We start from the raw sequence: 18576 nt of genomic DNA on the forward strand, positions 1-18576 counted from the left end.
GGGGTCGTGCGGGTCGTGCGGGTCGTGCGGGTCGTGCGGTGAGGGGCGAGGTTCGTCCATGCGGGTTCGTGCGGGTTCCTGCGGGCGCGCGCGGATTCGTGCCGGTCCGTGGGTGGGTGCACGACGGGTCGTGCCGGTCGCCTCGCGGCGCCCGACTACCCGCTCACGCCGCGACCATGCCCACCCGTGCGGACCTGCCCGTGTGGCAACCGACACGCTGGGTCGGTCTTGGGGCGGCGCGCGGCGTTCCGTAGAGTCGGGCCGGAGTCCCTCGACGCCTGCGGGTCCAACGCGCCACCCGGTGCCGCGACCGGCGGCGGGGGACGGGCGCGGGTACGCGCCCACGAGACCAGCACCACCCGAAGGAGAGGGCGCCACATGAACATCGTCGTCTGCGTCAAGTACGTGCCCGACGCGCAAGCGGACCGCACGTTCGACGATTCCGACAACACCGTCGACCGTGAAGGCGTCGACGGCCTGCTGTCCGAGCTCGACGAGTACGCGGTCGAAGAGGCCCTGAAGATCAAGGAAGCCGGCGAGGCCGAGGTCACCGTCCTCACGATGGGCCCGACCGGCGCGGCCGAGGCCGTCAAGAAGTCCCTCCAGATGGGCGCCGACAAGGGCGTCCACATCTGCGACGACGCGCTCGCCGGCTCCGACGCCGGGGCGACCTCGCTCGTCCTCGCCGAGGCCGTCAAGAAGCTCGGCCAGGTCGACCTCGTCCTCACCGGTATGGCCTCGACCGACGGCACGATGTCGGTCGTCGCGGCCATGCTCGCCGAGCGTCTGGGCCTGCCCCAGGTGACCTTCGCCTCCGAACTCACCCTCGAGGGCGACGGCCTCACGATCCGCCGCGACGGGGACGTCGCCACCGAGATCATCGCGTCCTCGCTGCCGGCCGTCGTGTCGGTCACCGACCAGATCAACGAGCCGCGCTACCCCTCGTTCAAGGGCATCATGGCGGCCAAGAAGAAGCCCGTGGAGACGTGGTCGCTGTCCGACCTCGGCGTCGACCCCTCGCAGGTCGGCCTCGAGAACGCCTGGACCAAGGTGCTCTCCACGGCCAAGCGTCCCCCGCGCCAGCAGGGCCTCATCGTCTCCGACGACGGCAACGGCGGCGCCGTGCTCGCTCAGTTCCTCGCCATGCAGAAGTTCGTCTGAGCAGCCTCGACCGGTAGAAGGAGTCACCCACATGTCCGAAGTTCTCGTCCTGGTCGACCACGTCGACGGTGACGTTCGCAAGACGACCGCCGAGCTGCTCACCCTCGCCCGCCGCGTCGGCGAGCCCTCCGCGGTGTTCATCGGCGACGGTTTCGACGCCGCCAAGGACTACCTGTCCGGCTACGGCGCGGAGAAGGTCTACCGCATCGAGTCCGCCGACGTGAGCGAGTACCTCGTCGCGCCCGTCGCCGAGATCCTCGCCCAGCTCGTCGAGAAGGCCTCCCCGGCGGCGGTCCTCGTCTCCAGCGCCCCCCACGGCAAGGAGATCGCGGCGCGTCTTGCCATCAAGCTCGACAGCGGCCTCGTCACCGATGCCGTCGACGTCCGCGCCGGCGGCGAGGGTGTCGAGACCACCCAGTCCGTCTTCGCCGGCGGCTGGACCGTCGAGTCCACCATCACCCGCGGGACGCCGATCATCACGGTCAAGCCCAACTCGTGCGCCCCCGAGCAGGCCTCGGGTGCGGCGGCCGACGAGGTCGTCGACGTGCAGATCTCCGACGTCGCCAAGGCCGCGCGCATCACCGAGCGTCGCGAGAAGCAGCAGAGCGGGCGCCCCGAGCTCACCGAGGCGGCCATCGTCGTCTCCGGTGGCCGCGGCACCGGCGGCGACTTCAGCCCCGTCGAGACGTTCGCCGACACCCTGGGTGCCGCCGTCGGCGCCTCCCGCGCCGCCGTCGACGCCGGCTGGTACCCGCACACGAGCCAGGTGGGTCAGACCGGTAAGCAGGTCTCCCCGCAGCTGTACGTCGCGTGCGGCATCTCCGGCGCCATCCAGCACCGCGCCGGCATGCAGACCTCCAAGACGATCGTCGCCATCAACAAGGACGAGGAGGCGCCGATCTTCGAGCTCGTCGACTTCGGTGTCGTGGGCGATCTCTTCACGGTCCTCCCGCAGGCCACCGAGGCGGTCAAGGCCGCCAAGGGCTGACTCGGCCGTCACGTCCGCGAACGCGGCGCCCCTCGTCCCCGGGGACGGGCGGGCGCCGCGTTCGCGTGTGAGGGCCGGTCGGAGGGGGATGCCTGCCAGGCCGTCGACACGCAGGTCGCGCTCGCCGCTGGTGAAGGATCCCTGAGGCTGCTCCAGGAACATGCGATGGACTGAATGCCGCCCGCGGTCCTAGCGTCGGCGCGTGACCGTCATCCTCCTTGGGTTCCTCACCGGTGCCGCCCTCATCGTCGCGATCGGAGCGCAGAACGCCTACGTCCTCCGGCAGGGCCTGCGCCGCGAGCACGTGGGCGTCGTCATCGCGATCTGCGCGCTCAGCGACGTCGTCCTCATCGCCTCCGGCGTCGCCGGGGTCGGCGTCGTCGCCGGACTGCACCCGCGCATCATCGACCTCCTCACGTGGGTCGGGGCGGCGTACCTCGTCTGGTTCGGACTCCGCAGTCTGTGGTCGGCGCGGTCCTCGGGCGCTCTGCACGCGGGCGAGCCGCGAGCGGCCGGCTCGGTCGCCCTCACAGCCGTTGCGCTGACCTGGCTCAATCCGCACGTGTACCTCGACACGGTGCTCATGCTGGGGTCGGTGGCCAACCAGTACGGGCCGCAGGGTCGATGGCTGTTCGCCCTCGGCGCGGTGACGGCGAGCGGTGTCTGGTTCACCGGGCTGGGCCTGGGGGCCAGGGCCCTCGCGCCGCTGTTGTCGCACCCTCGGACCTGGCAGGTGATCGACGTCCTCGTCGGGCTGACGATGCTCGCGATCGCGGCTCTTCTCGTGCTCGGGTGAGTTCGTTCGCGGGGTGTTCGGCCAGGCCAGGAGGCGGACAGCACTGAGCCCCGACGGAGTCGGGGGTCATCGTCGGGGCTCAGTGGATCAGGGGCTGCGGAGGGGGATCGAACCCGCCTCCGGGCGATGGTTGAAAAGTACCGTAAGCGGGCGCTCGGACGTGCCGGTTGCGCAACGGAAGGGGGCGATTTGTGTCTCTTCGTGGACGTGAGTTGCGCCACGGGTACCGTGCCGGGCGGTCCTGCGGGTGATGGCGGGCCCTGGCGCGGTCGCGCGGTCGCACAGACGCTCGGCGGCTCGGCGGCCCGCAAGGGCTGTCGGGCACGGATCGTAGAATCACCGGCGTGACGCGCGCACCCATCTACCTCGACCACGGGGCGACCACGGCCGTCCGCCCCGAGGCGGCGGCCGCGATGGCCGACGAGCTCGGTCGGCTCGGCAACCCCTCGTCGCTCCACGGCCCGGGGCGCGCCGCCCGCACGCGTCTGGAGGAGCACCGCGAGACGATCGCCGAGGCGCTCGGTGCCACGGCCTCGGAGGTGGTCCTCACCTCCGGGGGCACGGAGTCCGACAACCTCGCGGTGATCGGCACCTACCGGCGTCGGCACCGTGAGGACCCGGCCCGCACCCGGGTACTCGTCAGTGTCCTCGAACACTCCGCCGTCCTCGACGCCGCCGAGTACCTGCTCACCCACGAGGATGCCGAGATCACGTGGATCGAGTGCGGTGCCGACGGACGCATCACGCCCGAGTCCTTCACCGCGGCACTCCACGCCGGGGGCGGGCCACGGACCGCCGCCCTCGCCACGGTGATGTGGGTCAACAACGAGATCGGCGTCGTCCAGGACATCCCCGCCCTCGCGGCGCTCGCCCACGAGCACGGTGTCCCGTTCCACACCGACGCGGTCCAGGCCGCCGGGCACGTGCCACTCGACTTCCGCGAGTCGGGTGTCGACCTCATGACGGTCACCGGCCACAAGCTCGGAGGCCCCTCGGGCATCGGCCTCCTGCTCGCGCGGCGCGATGCCCCCATCGAGGCCACCTCGTACGGAGGCGGTCAGGAGCGGCGCATCCGCAGCGGCACGCTCGCCACTCATCTCGTCGCCGGGCTCGCCTCGGCGATCGCTCTCGCGGTCGCCGAGCAGGAAAGTGAGAGCGCACGTCTGGTCGTCCTTCGCGACGCCCTGCTCGCAGGCATCCTCGATCGGGTGCCGGGTGCGCAGGTCAGCGGCGCCTGGACGCCGGGAGACACCACCCTCCGCAGCCCCACCAACGCGCACCTCCTCGTCCCCGAGTGTGAGGGTGACTCCCTGCTGTTCCTCCTCGACGCCGCCGGGATCGCCTGCTCGACGGGGTCGGCCTGCCATGCCGGGGTACCGCGGCCGAGTCACGTGCTCCTCGCGCTCGGGTACACCGACGAGCAGGCCTCCGGCGCCGTGCGACTCACCCTCGGCCACACCTCCACGCAGGCCGATGTCGACGGGGTCCTCGAGGTCATCGGCGAGTGCGTCGAACGAGCTCAGCGCGCCTGGCGGGCCGGGCAGGCACGGCGGGCGGGCTGATGCGGGTCGTCGCCGCGATGAGCGGAGGGGTCGACTCGGCGGTCGCCGCCGCCCGCATGCTCGACGCCGGTCACGAGGTCGTCGGGGTCCACCTCGCGCTCTCCACGAGCGCCGCCACCCTGCGCGAGTCGGCACGCGGCTGCTGCACGATCGAGGACGCCGGCGACGCCCGCCGCGTCGCCGACCGGCTCGGCATCCCCTTCTACGTCTGGGATCTCGCCGACGACTTCCGCCGCGACGTCGTCGAGGACTTCGTCGCCGAGTACGCCGCCGGACGCACCCCCAACCCGTGCCTGCGGTGCAACGAGCGGATCAAGTTCTCGGCCCTGGCCGACAAGGCCCTGGCCCTCGGGTTCGACGCGGTCGCCACCGGTCACTACGCGCGCATCGTCGACCCCGGCGAGCCCGGCAACACCACCGGGCGGCGTGAGCTGCACCGGGCGGTCGACGCGGCCAAGGACCAGTCCTACGTGCTCGGGGTCATGGACGAGGCTCAGCTCGCCGCGGCGTTCTTCCCCCTCGGCGACTCCACCAAGCCGCAGATCCGCGAGGAGGCCGCCGCGCGCGGCTTCGCCGTGGCCAAGAAGCCCGACAGCTACGACATCTGCTTCATCGCCGACGGCGACACCCGCGGCTGGCTCGCGCAGCGTCTCGGTGAACGCCCGGGGGAGATCGTCGACACCGACGGCGAGGTCGTCGGCGAGCACCGCGGTGCCTACGGGTACACGGTCGGTCAGCGCAAGGGCCTCGCGCTGCGGCGTCCGGCTGCCGACGGGCGCCCCCGCTACGTCGTCGAGACCGATGTCGCCACCAACCGCGTCGTCGTCGGGCCGGAGGAACTCCTCGGCATCGACGTCATCGTCGGCGAGCACGCCCGCTGGTGTGGACCGGCGCCGACGGGCGTCGTCGCGGTCGGGGCGCAGGTCCGGGCCCATGGGCGGGAGTTGCCCGCCACCGCCGAGGCGACGGCGGACGGGGAGGTCGTCGTCCGGCTGGAGAAGCGGGAGCGGGGGGTCGCGGCCGGTCAGTCCGTCGTGCTGTACGACGGCACCCGCGTCGTCGGCTCCGCCACGATCAGCCGCACCTTCGCCCAGCGCCACGCCCCCACCGCCTCGACCACCCGCTGAGCCGGTCTCGCGGACCCCGTCCCCACCCGACCTTCCCCGCGCCCCCCGATCGCGGCGGAGGCGGGGTGTGGGAGGGGGCGCGGATATCCTCGCGGCAACGGACGACGAGAAGAGGGCGCACGCGTGAGCACGGCGACGGGTATCGGCTCCTGGCCGGGGGAGGACATGCGGACCACCCTGCGATGGGTGCGCGACCTGCTGGGGGAGGTCGAGTCCGACGGGACGCGGTTCGGGCTGCCCTACCTGCCCGAGCTGCCGGCCCGCGGTCCGGGCGCCGACATGATCGGCCGTGCCGCCGCGCTCATGCCGGAGATGCCCGTCGACCTCCAGCCCTCGGGGTGGCGTCTCGTGGACCGCCCCGGCCGCGACCTCGAGCGCGCCCGTCACCTTCTCCGCGCCGACCTCGACGACCTCGCCGAGGCCTTCGACGGCTACGACGGTCCGTTCGCCGTCTCGATCACCGGGCCGTGGACCCTCGCGGCCCACCTGCGCCTGGCACGCGGGGAGCGCGTCGCCGGCGACGAGGGGGCTCGCCGCGACGTCGCCCAGTCCCTCGCCGAGGGGATCGCGGGCCTGCTCACCGACGTCGCCACGCTCCTCCCCGCCGCGACACTCCTCGTGCAGCTCGACGAACCGTCGCTGCCCGCCGCCCTCAGCGGCGAGTTGCGGACGTCCTCGGGTTACGGCCGTGTGCGGGCGGTCGACCCCGAGGAGGCGCGCCGGGTCCTCGGCGACCTCGTCACGCACGTGCGTCGCGCCGGTGCCGCCCAGGTGGTCGCGCACTGCTGCGCGGCGCGGCCCCCGCTCCCCATCCTGCGCCAGGCCGGGGTCGACGCGGTGTCCCTCGACGTCACCCTGCTGAGCGACCGCGGGTGGGAATCGGTCGCCGCGACGGTCGAGGACGGCGTCGGCCTGTGGGCCGGTCTCGACGTCGGCCCGGCGGTCGCGCGACGGGCCGAGGGCGGCGAGGGCGCCCACCATCTGCTGATCGACCCGCTCGTGCGCCGCTGGCGGGATCTCGGCCTCGACGTGGCGCTGCTCGACACCGTCGTCCTCACGCCGACCTGCGGACTGGCGGGCGTCACACCCGCCGAGGCCGTCGACACCCACCGGGTGCTCCTCGACGCGGCGCGCGAACTGCACTGGCGGGTCGCCGAATCCGATTGACCACCGGGCACGATGGGCAGGACCGACGAACAGGAGGAGCCGCATGGCCAACCAGGACTTCGATCCGCTCGCCTCGCTGCGGGACGAACCCGACGCCCCGGAGTTCGACGTCTTCCTCCAGGGGATGGTGTTCCTCGACATCGTGTTCTCGGGGTTGGACGAGATGCCGCACGACGGTCGTGAGATCTGGGCGGACGGCATGGGGAGCTGTCCGGGCGGCGTGGCGAACCTCGCGGTGGCGACGGCACGCCTCGGGATGCGGACCTCTCTCGGCGCCGCGTTCGGCGATGACGACTACGGGGAGTTCTGCCACCGCACCCTCTCGGAGGAGGGCATCGACCTGCGGGCGTCGCGCCGCTACCCGGAGTGGCATTCCCCGGTGACCGTGTCGATCGCCGTGGACGGGGATCGCAACATGGTGACCCACGGCCACGACGCCCCCGAATGCCCGACGACGATGATCGGCCGGCCACCGCGGGCGCGGGCCGTCCTGCTCGACCTCGCGGAGTCCCAGCCGCCCGGGTGCCTCGACGACCCGACGTGGGTGGAGATGGCCCGCGACGACGGGGCGCTCCTGTTCGCCGACGTCGGCTGGGACCCGACGGGGGAGTGGTCACAGGACATCCTGCGGGAGCTGACGAACTGTCACGCGTTCATGCCGAACGCCGGTGAGGCGATGGCGTATACGCGCACCGACACCCCGCAGGACGCGCTCTACGCCCTCGCCGATCACGTGCCGCTCGCGGTCGTCACCAACGGGCCGTACGGCGCCCTCGGGATCGACTCGGCGACCGGCGAGGAGGCCTCGGTGCCGACTCCGCGGGTCCGCGCCGTCGACCCGACCGGGGCGGGGGACGTGTTCGGTGCCGCGATGGCCCTCGGCACCCTCGCGTCGTGGCCTCTCGCGGATCGGTTGGCGTTCGCCGCGCTGTGCTCCTCACTCGCGGTGCAGCATGTCGGCGGCTCGCTCGCCGCCCCCGGCTGGGGTGACATCGCCGACTGGTGGCACGCCGTACGCGCGACCCCACCGCGCACCGCCTACGAGGCCTCGGTCCGGCGCCGGTACGCCTTCCTCGACGGCATCGTCCCGGACTCCTCGGTCCATACCGTCCGCCGTGCCGCCGCCACCATCGCCCGGCTCTCCGACGCCTGACCGCGCGTCGTCCCGCTCCCGGGCACGGTCGAGGACGGACAGCACCCCGGTGCCGCCCGTGAAGGTGATGCCGGGGATCGAGACACCACGGGCGACCTCGCGGAATCCCAACTCGGCGTGGAGAGGAGGGACGCCTCGTTGTGGGAGGAGGCGACGTACCACACCCGGTCGGCACGGTCGCGGAGCAGCGCGATCCGCGCGAGCGTGAGTCGGCGCCCCAGGCCGCGGCGTCGATGGTGGGGAGCGACGAGCACGCCCGTGAGATACCACCCGTCGGGGGCGCCACGGCCACCCTCGGACGTCGGTGTGAGGTGGGTGGCCGAGGCGTAGGCGGCCACCTCGCCGTCGCACTCGGCGACGAGCACGAGCTGGTCCGGCCTCGCCCATCTCCGCTCCAGGACCCCACGCCACGTGGAGGTCGTGCCGCCCTCCCGCTGCGCGGTGATCGCTGCGCAGGCGTCGAGGTCCGTGGGACCGGCGGGCCGGACGACGGCGGGGGCCTCCTCGCCGTGGTCCTCGGGGTCGAACGCGGCGAAGAGGGACATCCCGTCACGGTACGACGGGGCGGTGGCCCCTCGATCGCGGTCGAGGTCGGCGAACGACCAGCGCCCGCGGCCACCGGTGACCGTTGAGCCACCCGCCGATCCACGTGGAGCGCACGAACGCGTCGTACGTGAGCAGCAGGATCGCCGTCGCCGTCGTGAGGGTGACGAGCAGTTTGAACGCCGGCGGCTGGTCGAGATGGGTGAGCAGGCCGCCGACCGCGACGACGATCGGCAGGTGCATGAGGTACATCCAGTACGAGGCGTCGGCGAGGTATCGCACCCAGCCCCGTTCGCTGCGCAGACGGGCGACGCAGAGGCCGAGGAGCCCGTAGACCCAGCACCACGCGGTGAGGGCGGAGACGACCGCGCAGGCCACGTGCAGGGCGGGTGTCGGGGTCACGGTCTCCACGAGGTTCGAGAGCAGGACGACGGCGACCGACCCGACTCCCGCCGCGCACAGATGCGCCGGCCAGCGGCGCGCGACGTCCTCGAGCGATCCCGACTCGCGGGCGAGTACCCACCCCGCGCCGACGGCCGGCAGGTAGGCGAGGAGGACGGCCGCGTCGGGTAGGAGCGTCCGGGGTTCGTCCACGCCGAAGTAGTGGTGGGCCTGCCAGAGCAACGACCCCAGGTACGGCAGGGCGAGGACGCCCACGGCCCCCGGGCCGCGCAGCAGCGTGCCCACCCGGCCGAGGAGGGCAGCGGTGGCCTCCGGCATCCATCGGTGCGCCACCCATCGCGTGAGGGCGAGCAGCAGACAGCACTGGTAGAGCGTCCATAGGAACCACAGGTGTCCGGGGCTGAAGGCGGCCGACGGGCCGTCGCCGCCGTGCCGAGGCAGTGGCAGGCCGTGGGCCTCGTGCCACCAGGCCGCGACGAGCCCCAGCGGGAGCACGGCCACCGGCCAGAACGCGAAGACCGGCGCTGCGATCCGCAGGGTGCGTTCACGCAGGTAACGCCGCATCCCCCGGCGGCCCACGACGATCCGCGCGAAGTACCCCGCCAGAAGCATGAACAGGGCCATCCGGAACAGGTGGATGATCGCGATCGTCGGCATCGCCCACGTGGCCGGGCGGGTGTCGACGACCATCCACCCCATCGCCGGTTCGAACGGCATGAGGCCGTGCAGGAGGATCCCGAGCAGGAGCGCCGAGGCCCGCAGGGCGTCGAGGCCGTGGAGCCGCCGGGTCGGAGGCGTGTCGCTCGACACCCGGCTGCCCCGGTCGCGGCCGGACATGTCGACGTGGGTCCCCTCGATCCTCATCCTTCGACGTTATGAAGCGCCCGGGCGGCCCACATCGGACGATCGGCCGCAGGTGCGTCCACCGATCGGTGGACGGACCGGCGCTCCGGCGCGGGGACACTGGGTCCATGGAGACCCCGATCCGCGCGAGGATGCAGGCGGCGTTCGTCACGCCCGAGGGGGCCCTCGGCGCGGCGCTCGCGACCGTCGCCTCGCTCATCTGCGCGTCGACGCCGGCGCTCGGTCCGCACGCGGCTCCCTGGTGGTACGCCGTGGTCGCGGTCGGGCTCCTCGTCTATCGAGTCGCCTTCGAGCGGGCCGCCCATGCCGGCGGGTGGATCCCCGGACTGCTGTTCGCCGGGCATGTGCCGATCTGCCTGGGCCTGGTGGCGCTGCACCCCCTCTACGGCGTCTACGCCTTCATCGGATACGTCGACGCGGCGCGCGTCCTGCCGGGGGTCGGCCGCTGGATCGGCACGTGCGCCATGGCGCCGGTCGTCGCGTTCTCCCAGATCGCAGGGCTGGTCGGACGGTGGGCGACCTGGCCGGTCTACGCCGTGTTCGTCGCCGTCAACGTCGTCATCGCCCTCACGATGGCCGGTGCCGAACGCGCGCGGGAGCGCCGGGACGCGGAGCGCCTCGCGACCACGGAGCGGCTGCTCGCAGCCGAGCGGGAGAACGCCTCGCTCCAGGCGAGACTCGCCGAGGAGGCGAGAGCGGCCGGGGTACTCGACGAACGGGCCCGCCTGTCACGGGAGATCCACGACACCGTGGCGCAGGGGCTCGTCGGGATCGTGCGGCAGTTGGCGGCGATCGACCCCACCGCGCCCCCGGCGGACTGGCGGTGGCGCATCGACCGGGCGGGGGAGTCCGCCCGCGATGCCCTCGCCGAGGCCCGGCGCGCCGTCGCCGCGCTCGCCTCGCCGCGGCTCGACGAGGACGACCTGCCGACCGCCCTCGATCGTCTCCTCACGACGTGGTCGGCCCGATGCGGCATCACCGGCCGGCTCGTCGTCGACGGCACCGCCGAGCCCGGCGCGCACGATCAGGTCGTACTGCGCGTCGTCCAGGAGTCCCTCGCCAACGTCGAACGGCACTCCGGCGCCTCGCGTGTCGTCGTCACCCTCACCTACGGCGCCGCGTCTCGGGACGGCCTCCGAGTCGATGTCCGCGACGACGGGGCGGGGTTCGACGTCAGGCGTCTCCTCCCCCACCGCGAACAGGCCGGTCACGTCGGCACCGGCCACGCACCCGACGGTCACGTCACCGGCCACGCCTCCGCGGCACAGGTCGCTGCCGGGCACGGGACCGCCGGGCACGGACTCGCCGGCATGCGCCGTCGCGTCGCCGAGGTCGGCGGTACCTGGGACGTCGAGACGGGGCCGGGCGACGGCTGCGCCCTGTCCGTCGCCGTTCCGCTGCTTCCCCCGAGCAGTGACGATGTGACCTGCCACGTCGGCACCCGGGACGACTCCACCCGTGACGGCTCCACCCGTGCCGCCGTCGCCGAGCGCGCCACGACCGACGAGGGTTCCGTCGACGATCACGTCCCCGCCCGACCGGGGGTGGCACCGTGACGGACGGACACGGGGCGGTGCGACTCGTCATCGTCGACGACCACCCGGTGGTGCGCGACGGGCTGCGGGGGATGTTCGACCTCGTGCCCGACGTCGAGGTCGTGGGGGAGGCGTCGAGCGGCCCGGAGGCGGTCGCGGTCGTGCGGAACCTCGGGCTCACCGGGGTCCATGTCGTGCTCATGGACCTGCGGATGCCGGGAGGCGACGGGGTCGAGGCGATCCGTGAGCTCCGCGCGCAGGGAACGACGCCGCGCGTGCTCGTGCTCACGACCTACGACACGGACCGCGACGTTCGCGGCGCCCTGGAGGCCGGTGCGGACGGATTCATGCTCAAGGACGCGCGGCGCGACGATCTCGTGCGCGGCGTCCGGGACGTCGCCGCCGGGCGCCCGGTGCTCGCGGCGGAGGCTCTGGCCGTCCTCGCCCACCGGTCCGACCCGACACCGCTCCTCACCCCGCGGGAGGTGGAGGTCCTCCGCGTCGTCGCGGCCGGTGGCACCAATCGCGCGGCGGCGGACCGCCTCTTCGTCAGCGAGGCGACGGTGAAGACGCACCTGCTCCGGCTCTACGCCAAACTCGGTGTCGGCGACCGCGCCGCGGCCGTTCGGGTCGGGTACGAGCGGGGGATCCTCTGAGGCCTTGCACCTCGCTCGCACGGGCCGTCGCGGGCCGCGGGTCACGGGTCACCGCCGTCGGCGCTCCGGAGGATCATGCGCCGGCCCGCGGCACCTCACCCCGGATCAGTCGGCGTCGATCTCGACGAGGGTGCCGTCCTCGACGTGCCAGCGGCGGGTGAGACGGACGGATTCGAGCATCCGACGGTCGTGGGTGACGAGCACGAGGGTGCCCTCGAAGGCGTCGAGGGCCTCCTCGAGCTGTTCGATCGCGGGCAGGTCGAGGTGGTTGGTCGGCTCGTCGAGGACGAGGAGGTTGACGCCGCGGGCCTGCAGCAGCGCGAGCGCGGCGCGGGTGCGTTCACCGGGGGAGAGGGACTCCACCGGCCGGTGCACGTGGTCGGCCTTGAGCCCGAACTTCGCGAGCAGCGTGCGCACGTCGGCGTCCGGCCAGTCGGGCATCTCGAGGGCGAAGCGACGGCCGAGCGACTCCGCGCCCTCGAACGCCTCCCGGGCCTGGTCGATCTCCCCGACGACGACCCGGGAGCCGCCGATCACCGTGCCGGAGTCCGGGGCGAGGCGGCCGAGCAGCAGCGCGAGGAGCGTCGACTTGCCCGAGCCGTTGGGCCCGGTGACGGCGACCCGGTCGCCGTAGTGCAGCTCCGCGTCCACGGGGCCGAGCACGAATCCGCCCCGCCGGAGCACCGCCTCGCGGGCGACGGCGACGACGTCCCCCGATCGTGGCGCGCTCGCGATCGTGAACTGCAGGACCCACTCCTTGCGGGGTTCCTCGACGACCTCCATCCGTTCGATCATGGCGTCGGTCTGCCGCGCCTTGGCCGCCTGCTTCTCGCTCGTCGCCCTCGCGTGGTGGCGGATGAACTTGTCCTTCTCCCTGCCCCGACCGGCGCGGCCCGCGCGGGCGGCGGCCTTCGTGCCCTTGTCCATCCACGCCCGCTGCATCCGGGCACGCGCCTCCAACTCGGATCGGCGTTGGGCATAGTCCTCATAGGCCTCCCGAGCGTGCCGACGCCGGATCGACCGCTCCTCCAGGTAGGCGTCGTACCCGCCCCCGTAGGTCGTCACCTGCTGGAGGGATCTGTCGATCTCGACGATGGACGTCGTCGCGCGCGAGAGGAATTCGCGGTCATGACTCACGAGGACGACGGGCGCGGTGAGCCGGTCGACTAACTCCTCCAGGCGGTCCAGACCTTCGGCGTCGAGGTCGTTCGTCGGCTCGTCGAGCAGGTAGGCGTCGTAGCGCGACAGCAGCAGCGCGGCGAGCCCCACCCGGGCGGCCTGGCCGCCGGAGAGGGAGTCGACCGTGCGGTCCAGATCCACCTCGAGACCGAGGTCCTCGGCGACGAGGTCGAGGCGTTCCTCGAGGTCGGCGCCGCCGAGCGCGAGCCAGGACTCCAACGCGTGGGCGTAGGCGTCGTTCTCGGCGTCGCCGGCCTCGGGGCGACCGAGGTCGTGGGCCGTCGCGTCCATGACGGCCGCCGCCTCCGCCACCCCGGTGCGTCGGGCCAGAGCCGCGTGGATCGTCTCGCCGGGCCGCGCGTCGGGCTCCTGGGTGAGATATCCGACGTGGGCGTCCGCGGGGCTCAGCGTGACGGTGCCGGCTTCCGGTGGCCGCTGCCCCGCGAGGATCCGCAGCAGCGTCGACTTACCCGCCCCGTTGGGACCCACGACCCCGACGACGTCACCCGGCGCGACGACGAGCTCGAGACCGGAGAACAGCAGGCGGTCGCCGTGACCGGCCGCAAGGCCGCGGGCGTGGATCGTCGCACTCACCGGGCCATCCTCCCCGACGGTCCGAGAGGGAGGCGACCTCATTCTCGGCTCCGGCCCGGGGCGGGAGACCCGAGGCCGGAGACCCCGGCTGGGAGAGACGCGCACAGGGGCTCGTCGCCGAGCGTGGTGCGCGATCCTCCGCCTGTGCTCCTCCACCGTGAGGAGCATGGTCGGGGTCTGGGGAGCCTCACCTCCGGATGAGGCACAGGGAACCGCTCACCGGTGGGCATGAACCCACGTCGACGGCGCCGAGTGCGCGGCGAGGGGCCGCCGTTCACCTCTCGTTCGCCCGGAGGTCGGGGGTTGCGGGTTGAGTGGGCCTTCGCCCCCACCTCGCCCCGACCTCGCCCCCTGGAGGACCCACCTCGTGAACTCCCTTCGCCGTACCCTCGGCACCCGCGACGCCGTCGTCATCGGCCTCGGCTCGATGATCGGCGCGGGGATCTTCTCCGCCCTCGGTCCCGCGGCCCACGCCGCCGGACCGTGGCTGCTCCTCGCGCTCGCCGTCGCGACCGTCGTCGCCTACTGCAACGCGACCTCGACGGCGCGGCTCGCCGCGGTCCATCCGTCCTCGGGGGGGACGTACCTCTATGCCACGCGGCAACTGTCGCCGTTCTGGGGCTACCTCGCCGGGTGGTCGTTCGTCGTCGGCAAGACGGCGTCGTGCGCGGCGATGGCGATGACGGTGGGCGCCTACGCGTGGCCCGGTCGCGAGGTGCCGGTCGCCGTCGCGACGGTCGTCGCCCTCGTCGCGCTCAACTGCCTCGGGGTGCAGAAGTCGGTGGCCCTGACCCGCGTGATCGTCACGGTCGTCGTCCTCGTCCTCACGGTGCTCGTGTTCTCGGCCTGGGTCCTCCCGGCCGACCAAGCCCCCGTCGCTGCGGCCCAGGCGGGGGCGCTCGGCGTGATCCAGGGCGCCGGGCTCGTGTTCTTCGCCTTCGCCGGGTACGCCCGCATCGCCACCCTCGGTGAGGAGGTCCGCGACCCCGCGCGCACCATCCCGCGAGCGGTCCCGATCGCTCTCGCCATCGCGTTCGTCGTCTACGCCCTCGTGGCGGCGAGTGCGCTCCATGTCCTCGGTGCCGGTGGCCTCTCCGCCTCGACCGCGCCGCTCCTCGACGTGGCCCGCAGCGTGGCACCGGGATGGCTGCCCGCCGTCGTGCAGGTCGGGGCGGTCCTCGCCGCGACCGGGTCGCTCCTCGCGCTCGTCCTCGGGGTGTCACGCACCTCACTCGCGATGGCGCGGGACGGGCACCTCCCCGGTGCCCTCACGACCGTGTCGGAGTCCCGGGGCGTGCCGTGGGTCGCGGAGGTCGCCGTCGGCGTACTCGTGGTCGCGCTCGTCCTCACGGTCGACCTGCGGGGCGCGATCGGGTTCTCCTCCTTCGGCGTCCTGCTCTACTACGCGATCGCGAACGCCTCGGCGTTCACCCTGAACCCCGAGCAGGGGCGCCCGGCCGCGTGGATCCCGGTCACCGGGCTCATCGGGTGCCTCGTCCTCGCCGTCGGGCTGCCGGCTGCCTCGGTGATCGGCGGTGCGATCGTCGTGGCGCTCGGCGCGCTCGTGTTCGTCGCACGTCGCCGAGGGTGAGGACGCGTGGCGGTGGGCGGGAGGCGGCAGGGCGGTCGGGTCGCGTACACGGGGGGTGCGTCGGTGAGGTCGCGCCCGGCTGAGGGCGAGGAGGAACGCCGGGTGCTCAGGCGGCGCGACCGTCGGGAAGCCCCACCCGGGTCGTGCGGCGTCGCCACCACACCGTGCCGGCCGTGAGCGCGACGATCAGGGTGAGCGCCGCGATGCCCCAGGGGGATCCGGCGACCGCGAGGAGCGCGGCCTCCCACAACGCCCATCCGATCGTCGCGTAGATCGCGGCCCACGCGAGGGAGCCGGGGATCGTCGCGAGGGTGTACTTCCACGCCTCGATACGCAGCGCCCCGGCCGCGGCCATGACGGCGCTCTGCAGTCCCACCGTCACGTAGCAGAGCGGGACGGCGACGAGGCCGAGGCGCCGCAGCAACCGGGCGCCGTGATCGACCCCGGAGTCGTCGAGCCAGGCCGCCAGCCGAGCCCGGCGGCCCGTGCGGGCACCGCGCAGACTCGCCGAGGTGAGCGAGCGGGCGAGCCAGTACACGAGCTGGCCCCGCAGCATGGCGATGACGAACAACGCGACGAAGACGAGCTGGATCGGCCATCCCTCGAACAGCTCCGTCATCCCGCCTCCTTCGCGCCGCGTGCGAACGCCCCGGTGAGCAAGGGTACGGCGTGCTCCTGACCTGCTCCTGACGGTGCCGCCCCGGTGTCCGGAGGGCCGGCGCAGGGCGCGCAGACCCTGGTCGGGTCCGAGGACACGCGTGGAGCGAAGGGTTGTCGGCGGGCTGCGGCACCATGGGTCGCGTGACCGACGACAGCCCCGATCTCCCCCCCTCCGGCCGCAGGGCGAGCAGCACCGATGCCGACTCGACCGCCGACTCGACCGGCGACCCGGGGGCGCCTGCCTCTCCCGCCCCGGAGGACGCCCGCCGCCGGTGGGAGGACCTCGCCACGCGTCTGCGCGAGCATCAGTTCGCCTACTACGCCAAGGACGCGCCCACGATCAGCGACGGCGAGTACGACGCGCTCCTGCGCGAGCTGGAGGCCCTGGAGGCCGAGCACCCGTCGTTGCGCGTGCCCGAGAGCCCCACCCAGACGGTCGGCGGGTTCGACGTGGGAGCCGTCGGTGACCCCGGCACGAGGGCGGACGGTGGGGACGTCGGGGGGTCCGGGCCGGGACGAGTCGCGACGTTCACGCCGGTCGACCATCGGGAGCGCATGCTCAGTCTCGACAACGTGTTCTCGGAGGAGGAGCTCCGCGAGTGGTACACGCGTCTCGTCGACGGCCTGGCCGGGGTGGAGCTGCACTTCCTCACCGAACCCAAGATCGACGGGCTCGCCGTCAACCTCCTCTACGAGAACGGAGTCCTCACACGGGCGCTCACCCGCGGCGACGGACGCACCGGCGAGGACGTCACGGCCAACGTGCGCACCATCGACGGCGTCCCGCACCGGCTCGAACAGCCGCGCGACGCCCATGACGAGGCCACCGACACCGTGCCCATCCCGGAGCTCGTCGAGATCCGGGGTGAGGTGTACTTCCCCGTGGCCCGATTCGAGGAGTTCAACGCCTCCCGTGTCGAGGCCGGTCTGCCGCCCTTCGCCAACCCGCGCAACTGTGCCGCGGGGTCGCTGCGGCAGAAGGACCCGGCCGACACGGCCTCCCGACCGCTCGCGGTCATCGTCCACGGCCTCGGCGCGCGCATCGGGTTCGACATCACCCGTCAGTCGCAGGCGTACGAGATCCTCCGCGGCTGGGGACTGCCCGTCTCGCAGGAGAACCGCGTCGTCGACGATCTCGACGGCATCCTCGGCCGCGTCGCGCATTTCGGCGAGCATCGGCACGACCTCGTGCACGAGCTCGACGGCTGCGTGATCAAGGTCGACGAGGTCGCGGTCCAGCGGCGCCTGGGCAGCACCTCGCGCGCGCCGCGCTGGGCCATCGCCTACAAGTACCCGCCCGAAGAGGTCACCACCACGCTCCTCGACATCCGGGTCAACGTCGGGCGGACCGGTCGCGTCACCCCCTACGGCGTCATGGAGCCGGTCCTCGTCGCCGGATCGACCGTCGAGATGGCGACACTGCACAACGCCCATGAGGTGGCCCGCAAAGGGGTGCTCATCGGTGACACCGTCGTGCTCCGCAAGGCGGGGGACGTCATCCCCGAGATCCTTGCGCCCGTCGTCGACCTCCGCGACGGCACCGAGCGTCCGTTCGTCATGCCGACCCACTGCCCCTCGTGCGGCACCGAACTCGCCCCGCAGAAGGAGGGCGACAAGGACATTCGCTGTCCCAACGCCCGCTCCTGCCCCTCGCAGCTGCGTGAGCGCCTCTTCGGCCTGGCCGCCCGCGGGGCGTTCGACATCGAGGCCCTCGGCTGGGAGGGCGTCTCGGCGCTCCTCGACTCCGGAGCGATCGACGACGAGAGCGGGCTGTTCGACCTCACCGCCGACGACATCGCCCGCGTGCCGCTCTACACCCGACTGGCCCAGAAGAAGGAGGCGGCCGACCCGGGTTCGGTCCCGGCGCCCGGGATGATCGAGGGTCGTGTGCTCTCGGCCAACGGACACAAGCTCGTCGAGAACCTCGACAAGGCCAAGGCGCAGCCGCTGTGGCGGGTGCTCGTCGCGTTGTCGATCCGGCACGTCGGCCCCACGGCGGCGCGGGCGCTCGCGGGGCACTTCGGCACGATGGCGGCGATCCGGGCCGCGTCCACCGAGGAACTCGCGGCGGTGGAGGGCGTCGGGCCCACGATCGCCGAGTCGGTACGCGAGTGGTTCGACGTCGACTGGCATCGCGGCATCGTCGATCGCTGGGAGGCCGCGGGGGTGCGCATGGCCGACGAGCGGGACGTCTCGATCGCACGCACCCTCGAGGGCGTCACCGTCGTCGTCACCGGTTCGCTCGAACGGTTCTCGCGCGACGAGGCCAAGGAGGCCATCCTCGCCCGCGGCGGCAAGGCGTCGGGATCGGTGAGCAGGAAGACCGACGCGGTCGTCGTCGGTGAGAACGCCGGCTCCAAGGCCGACAAGGCGGAACAGCTCGGTGTGCCGGTCCTCGACGAGGACGGATTCGTCCGGCTCCTCGCGGGCGGTCTCGCCGCCGTCGGCCTGGGCGGGGACGCGGTCGCCGGTGGCGACGACGGCGCGAGCAGCGAGGGCGCGAGCGACGACGACGCGAGCGACGACGACGCGAGCGACGACGACGCCGAGAGCGGCGCCAGGACGGACGGGACGGCGGGACCGAGAGATGAGTGAACG

Annotated in this window: 15 protein-coding genes; 11 read left to right on the forward strand and 4 right to left on the reverse strand. The window is 73.0% G+C overall.

Going from position 1 to position 18576, the window contains the following annotated elements; translation table 11 throughout:
- Positions 1–378: 378 nt before the first annotated feature.
- The 7 genes from RT054_RS00315 (at position 379) to RT054_RS00345 (ending at position 7954) form a co-directional block, all read left to right on the forward strand.
- Positions 379–1161 carry an electron transfer flavoprotein subunit beta/FixA family protein gene (locus RT054_RS00315; RefSeq protein ID WP_312721649.1) on the forward strand — a complete coding sequence of 261 codons (783 nt, stop codon included), beginning with the start codon at positions 379–381 and terminating at the stop codon, positions 1159–1161.
- 31 nt (positions 1162–1192) lie between these two features.
- Positions 1193–2149 (forward strand): electron transfer flavoprotein subunit alpha/FixB family protein, encoded by a 957-nt coding sequence (locus tag RT054_RS00320; protein ID WP_312721651.1) that lies wholly within the window; start codon positions 1193–1195, stop codon positions 2147–2149.
- A gap of 202 nt (positions 2150–2351) precedes the next feature.
- Positions 2352–2945 carry a LysE/ArgO family amino acid transporter gene (locus tag RT054_RS00325; protein WP_313021488.1) on the forward strand — a complete coding sequence of 198 codons (594 nt, stop codon included), beginning with the start codon at positions 2352–2354 and terminating at the stop codon, positions 2943–2945.
- 344 nt (positions 2946–3289) lie between these two features.
- Positions 3290–4507, forward strand: a complete 1218-nt coding sequence (locus RT054_RS00330) for a cysteine desulfurase family protein (protein WP_312721655.1) — start codon at positions 3290–3292, stop codon at positions 4505–4507.
- Positions 4507–5634, forward strand: coding sequence for a tRNA 2-thiouridine(34) synthase MnmA (mnmA, locus tag RT054_RS00335; protein ID WP_313021491.1), 1128 nt, complete (start codon positions 4507–4509; stop codon positions 5632–5634). Before RT054_RS00330 ends, mnmA begins: the two co-directional genes overlap by 1 nt.
- A gap of 123 nt (positions 5635–5757) precedes the next feature.
- Positions 5758–6801 carry a methionine synthase gene (locus RT054_RS00340; RefSeq protein ID WP_312720423.1) on the forward strand — a complete coding sequence of 348 codons (1044 nt, stop codon included), beginning with the start codon at positions 5758–5760 and terminating at the stop codon, positions 6799–6801.
- Positions 6802–6844: 43 nt separating this feature from the next.
- Positions 6845–7954 (forward strand): PfkB family carbohydrate kinase, encoded by a 1110-nt coding sequence (locus RT054_RS00345; RefSeq protein WP_312720421.1) that lies wholly within the window; start codon positions 6845–6847, stop codon positions 7952–7954.
- Here RT054_RS00345 and RT054_RS00350 read toward each other — a convergent pair.
- Together RT054_RS00350 and RT054_RS00355 are read right to left on the reverse strand one after the other, a co-directional pair.
- Positions 7840–8499: a GNAT family N-acetyltransferase gene (locus RT054_RS00350; RefSeq protein WP_312720420.1), complete on the reverse strand. Its 660-nt coding sequence runs from the start codon at positions 8497–8499 to the stop codon at positions 7840–7842. The two genes, RT054_RS00345 and RT054_RS00350, sit on opposite strands and share 115 nt — an antisense overlap.
- A 4-nt stretch (positions 8500–8503) precedes the next feature.
- Positions 8504–9763 (reverse strand): acyltransferase, encoded by a 1260-nt coding sequence (locus tag RT054_RS00355; protein ID WP_312720419.1) that lies wholly within the window; start codon positions 9761–9763, stop codon positions 8504–8506.
- 107 nt (positions 9764–9870) lie between these two features.
- On the opposite strand from RT054_RS00355, the gene RT054_RS00360 reads away from it, so the two are divergent.
- Both RT054_RS00360 and RT054_RS00365 read left to right on the forward strand, forming a co-directional pair.
- Positions 9871–11319 carry a sensor histidine kinase gene (locus tag RT054_RS00360; RefSeq protein ID WP_313021494.1) on the forward strand — a complete coding sequence of 483 codons (1449 nt, stop codon included), beginning with the start codon at positions 9871–9873 and terminating at the stop codon, positions 11317–11319.
- The gene (locus tag RT054_RS00365) at positions 11316–11954 is read left to right on the forward strand and encodes a response regulator transcription factor (RefSeq protein ID WP_312720414.1); all 639 of its coding nucleotides are present in this window, start codon (positions 11316–11318) and stop codon (positions 11952–11954) included. The genes RT054_RS00360 and RT054_RS00365 overlap by 4 nt, the downstream gene beginning before the upstream one ends.
- A 105-nt stretch (positions 11955–12059) precedes the next feature.
- On the opposite strand, the gene RT054_RS00370 is transcribed toward RT054_RS00365, so the two are convergent.
- Complete coding sequence (locus RT054_RS00370) at positions 12060–13727, reverse strand: ABC-F family ATP-binding cassette domain-containing protein (protein WP_313021495.1); 1668 nt, start codon at positions 13725–13727, stop codon at positions 12060–12062.
- 367 nt (positions 13728–14094) lie between these two features.
- Between RT054_RS00370 and RT054_RS00375 the strand changes: the two genes are divergently transcribed.
- Positions 14095–15318 (forward strand): APC family permease, encoded by a 1224-nt coding sequence (locus RT054_RS00375; RefSeq protein WP_313021496.1) that lies wholly within the window; start codon positions 14095–14097, stop codon positions 15316–15318.
- Between the two features lie 106 nt (positions 15319–15424).
- On the opposite strand, the gene RT054_RS00380 is transcribed toward RT054_RS00375, so the two are convergent.
- On the reverse strand, positions 15425–15937 hold the full coding sequence (locus RT054_RS00380) for a VTT domain-containing protein (protein ID WP_313021497.1): 513 nt from the start codon (positions 15935–15937) through the stop codon (positions 15425–15427).
- Positions 15938–16119: 182 nt separating this feature from the next.
- Between RT054_RS00380 and ligA the strand changes: the two genes are divergently transcribed.
- Positions 16120–18573: an NAD-dependent DNA ligase LigA gene (ligA, locus tag RT054_RS00385; RefSeq protein WP_313021498.1), complete on the forward strand. Its 2454-nt coding sequence runs from the start codon at positions 16120–16122 to the stop codon at positions 18571–18573.
- Positions 18574–18576 lie beyond the last annotated feature (3 nt).

This window comes from Mobilicoccus sp. (assembly GCF_032060985.1).
Classification (GTDB): Bacteria; Actinomycetota; Actinomycetes; order Actinomycetales; family Dermatophilaceae; genus Mobilicoccus.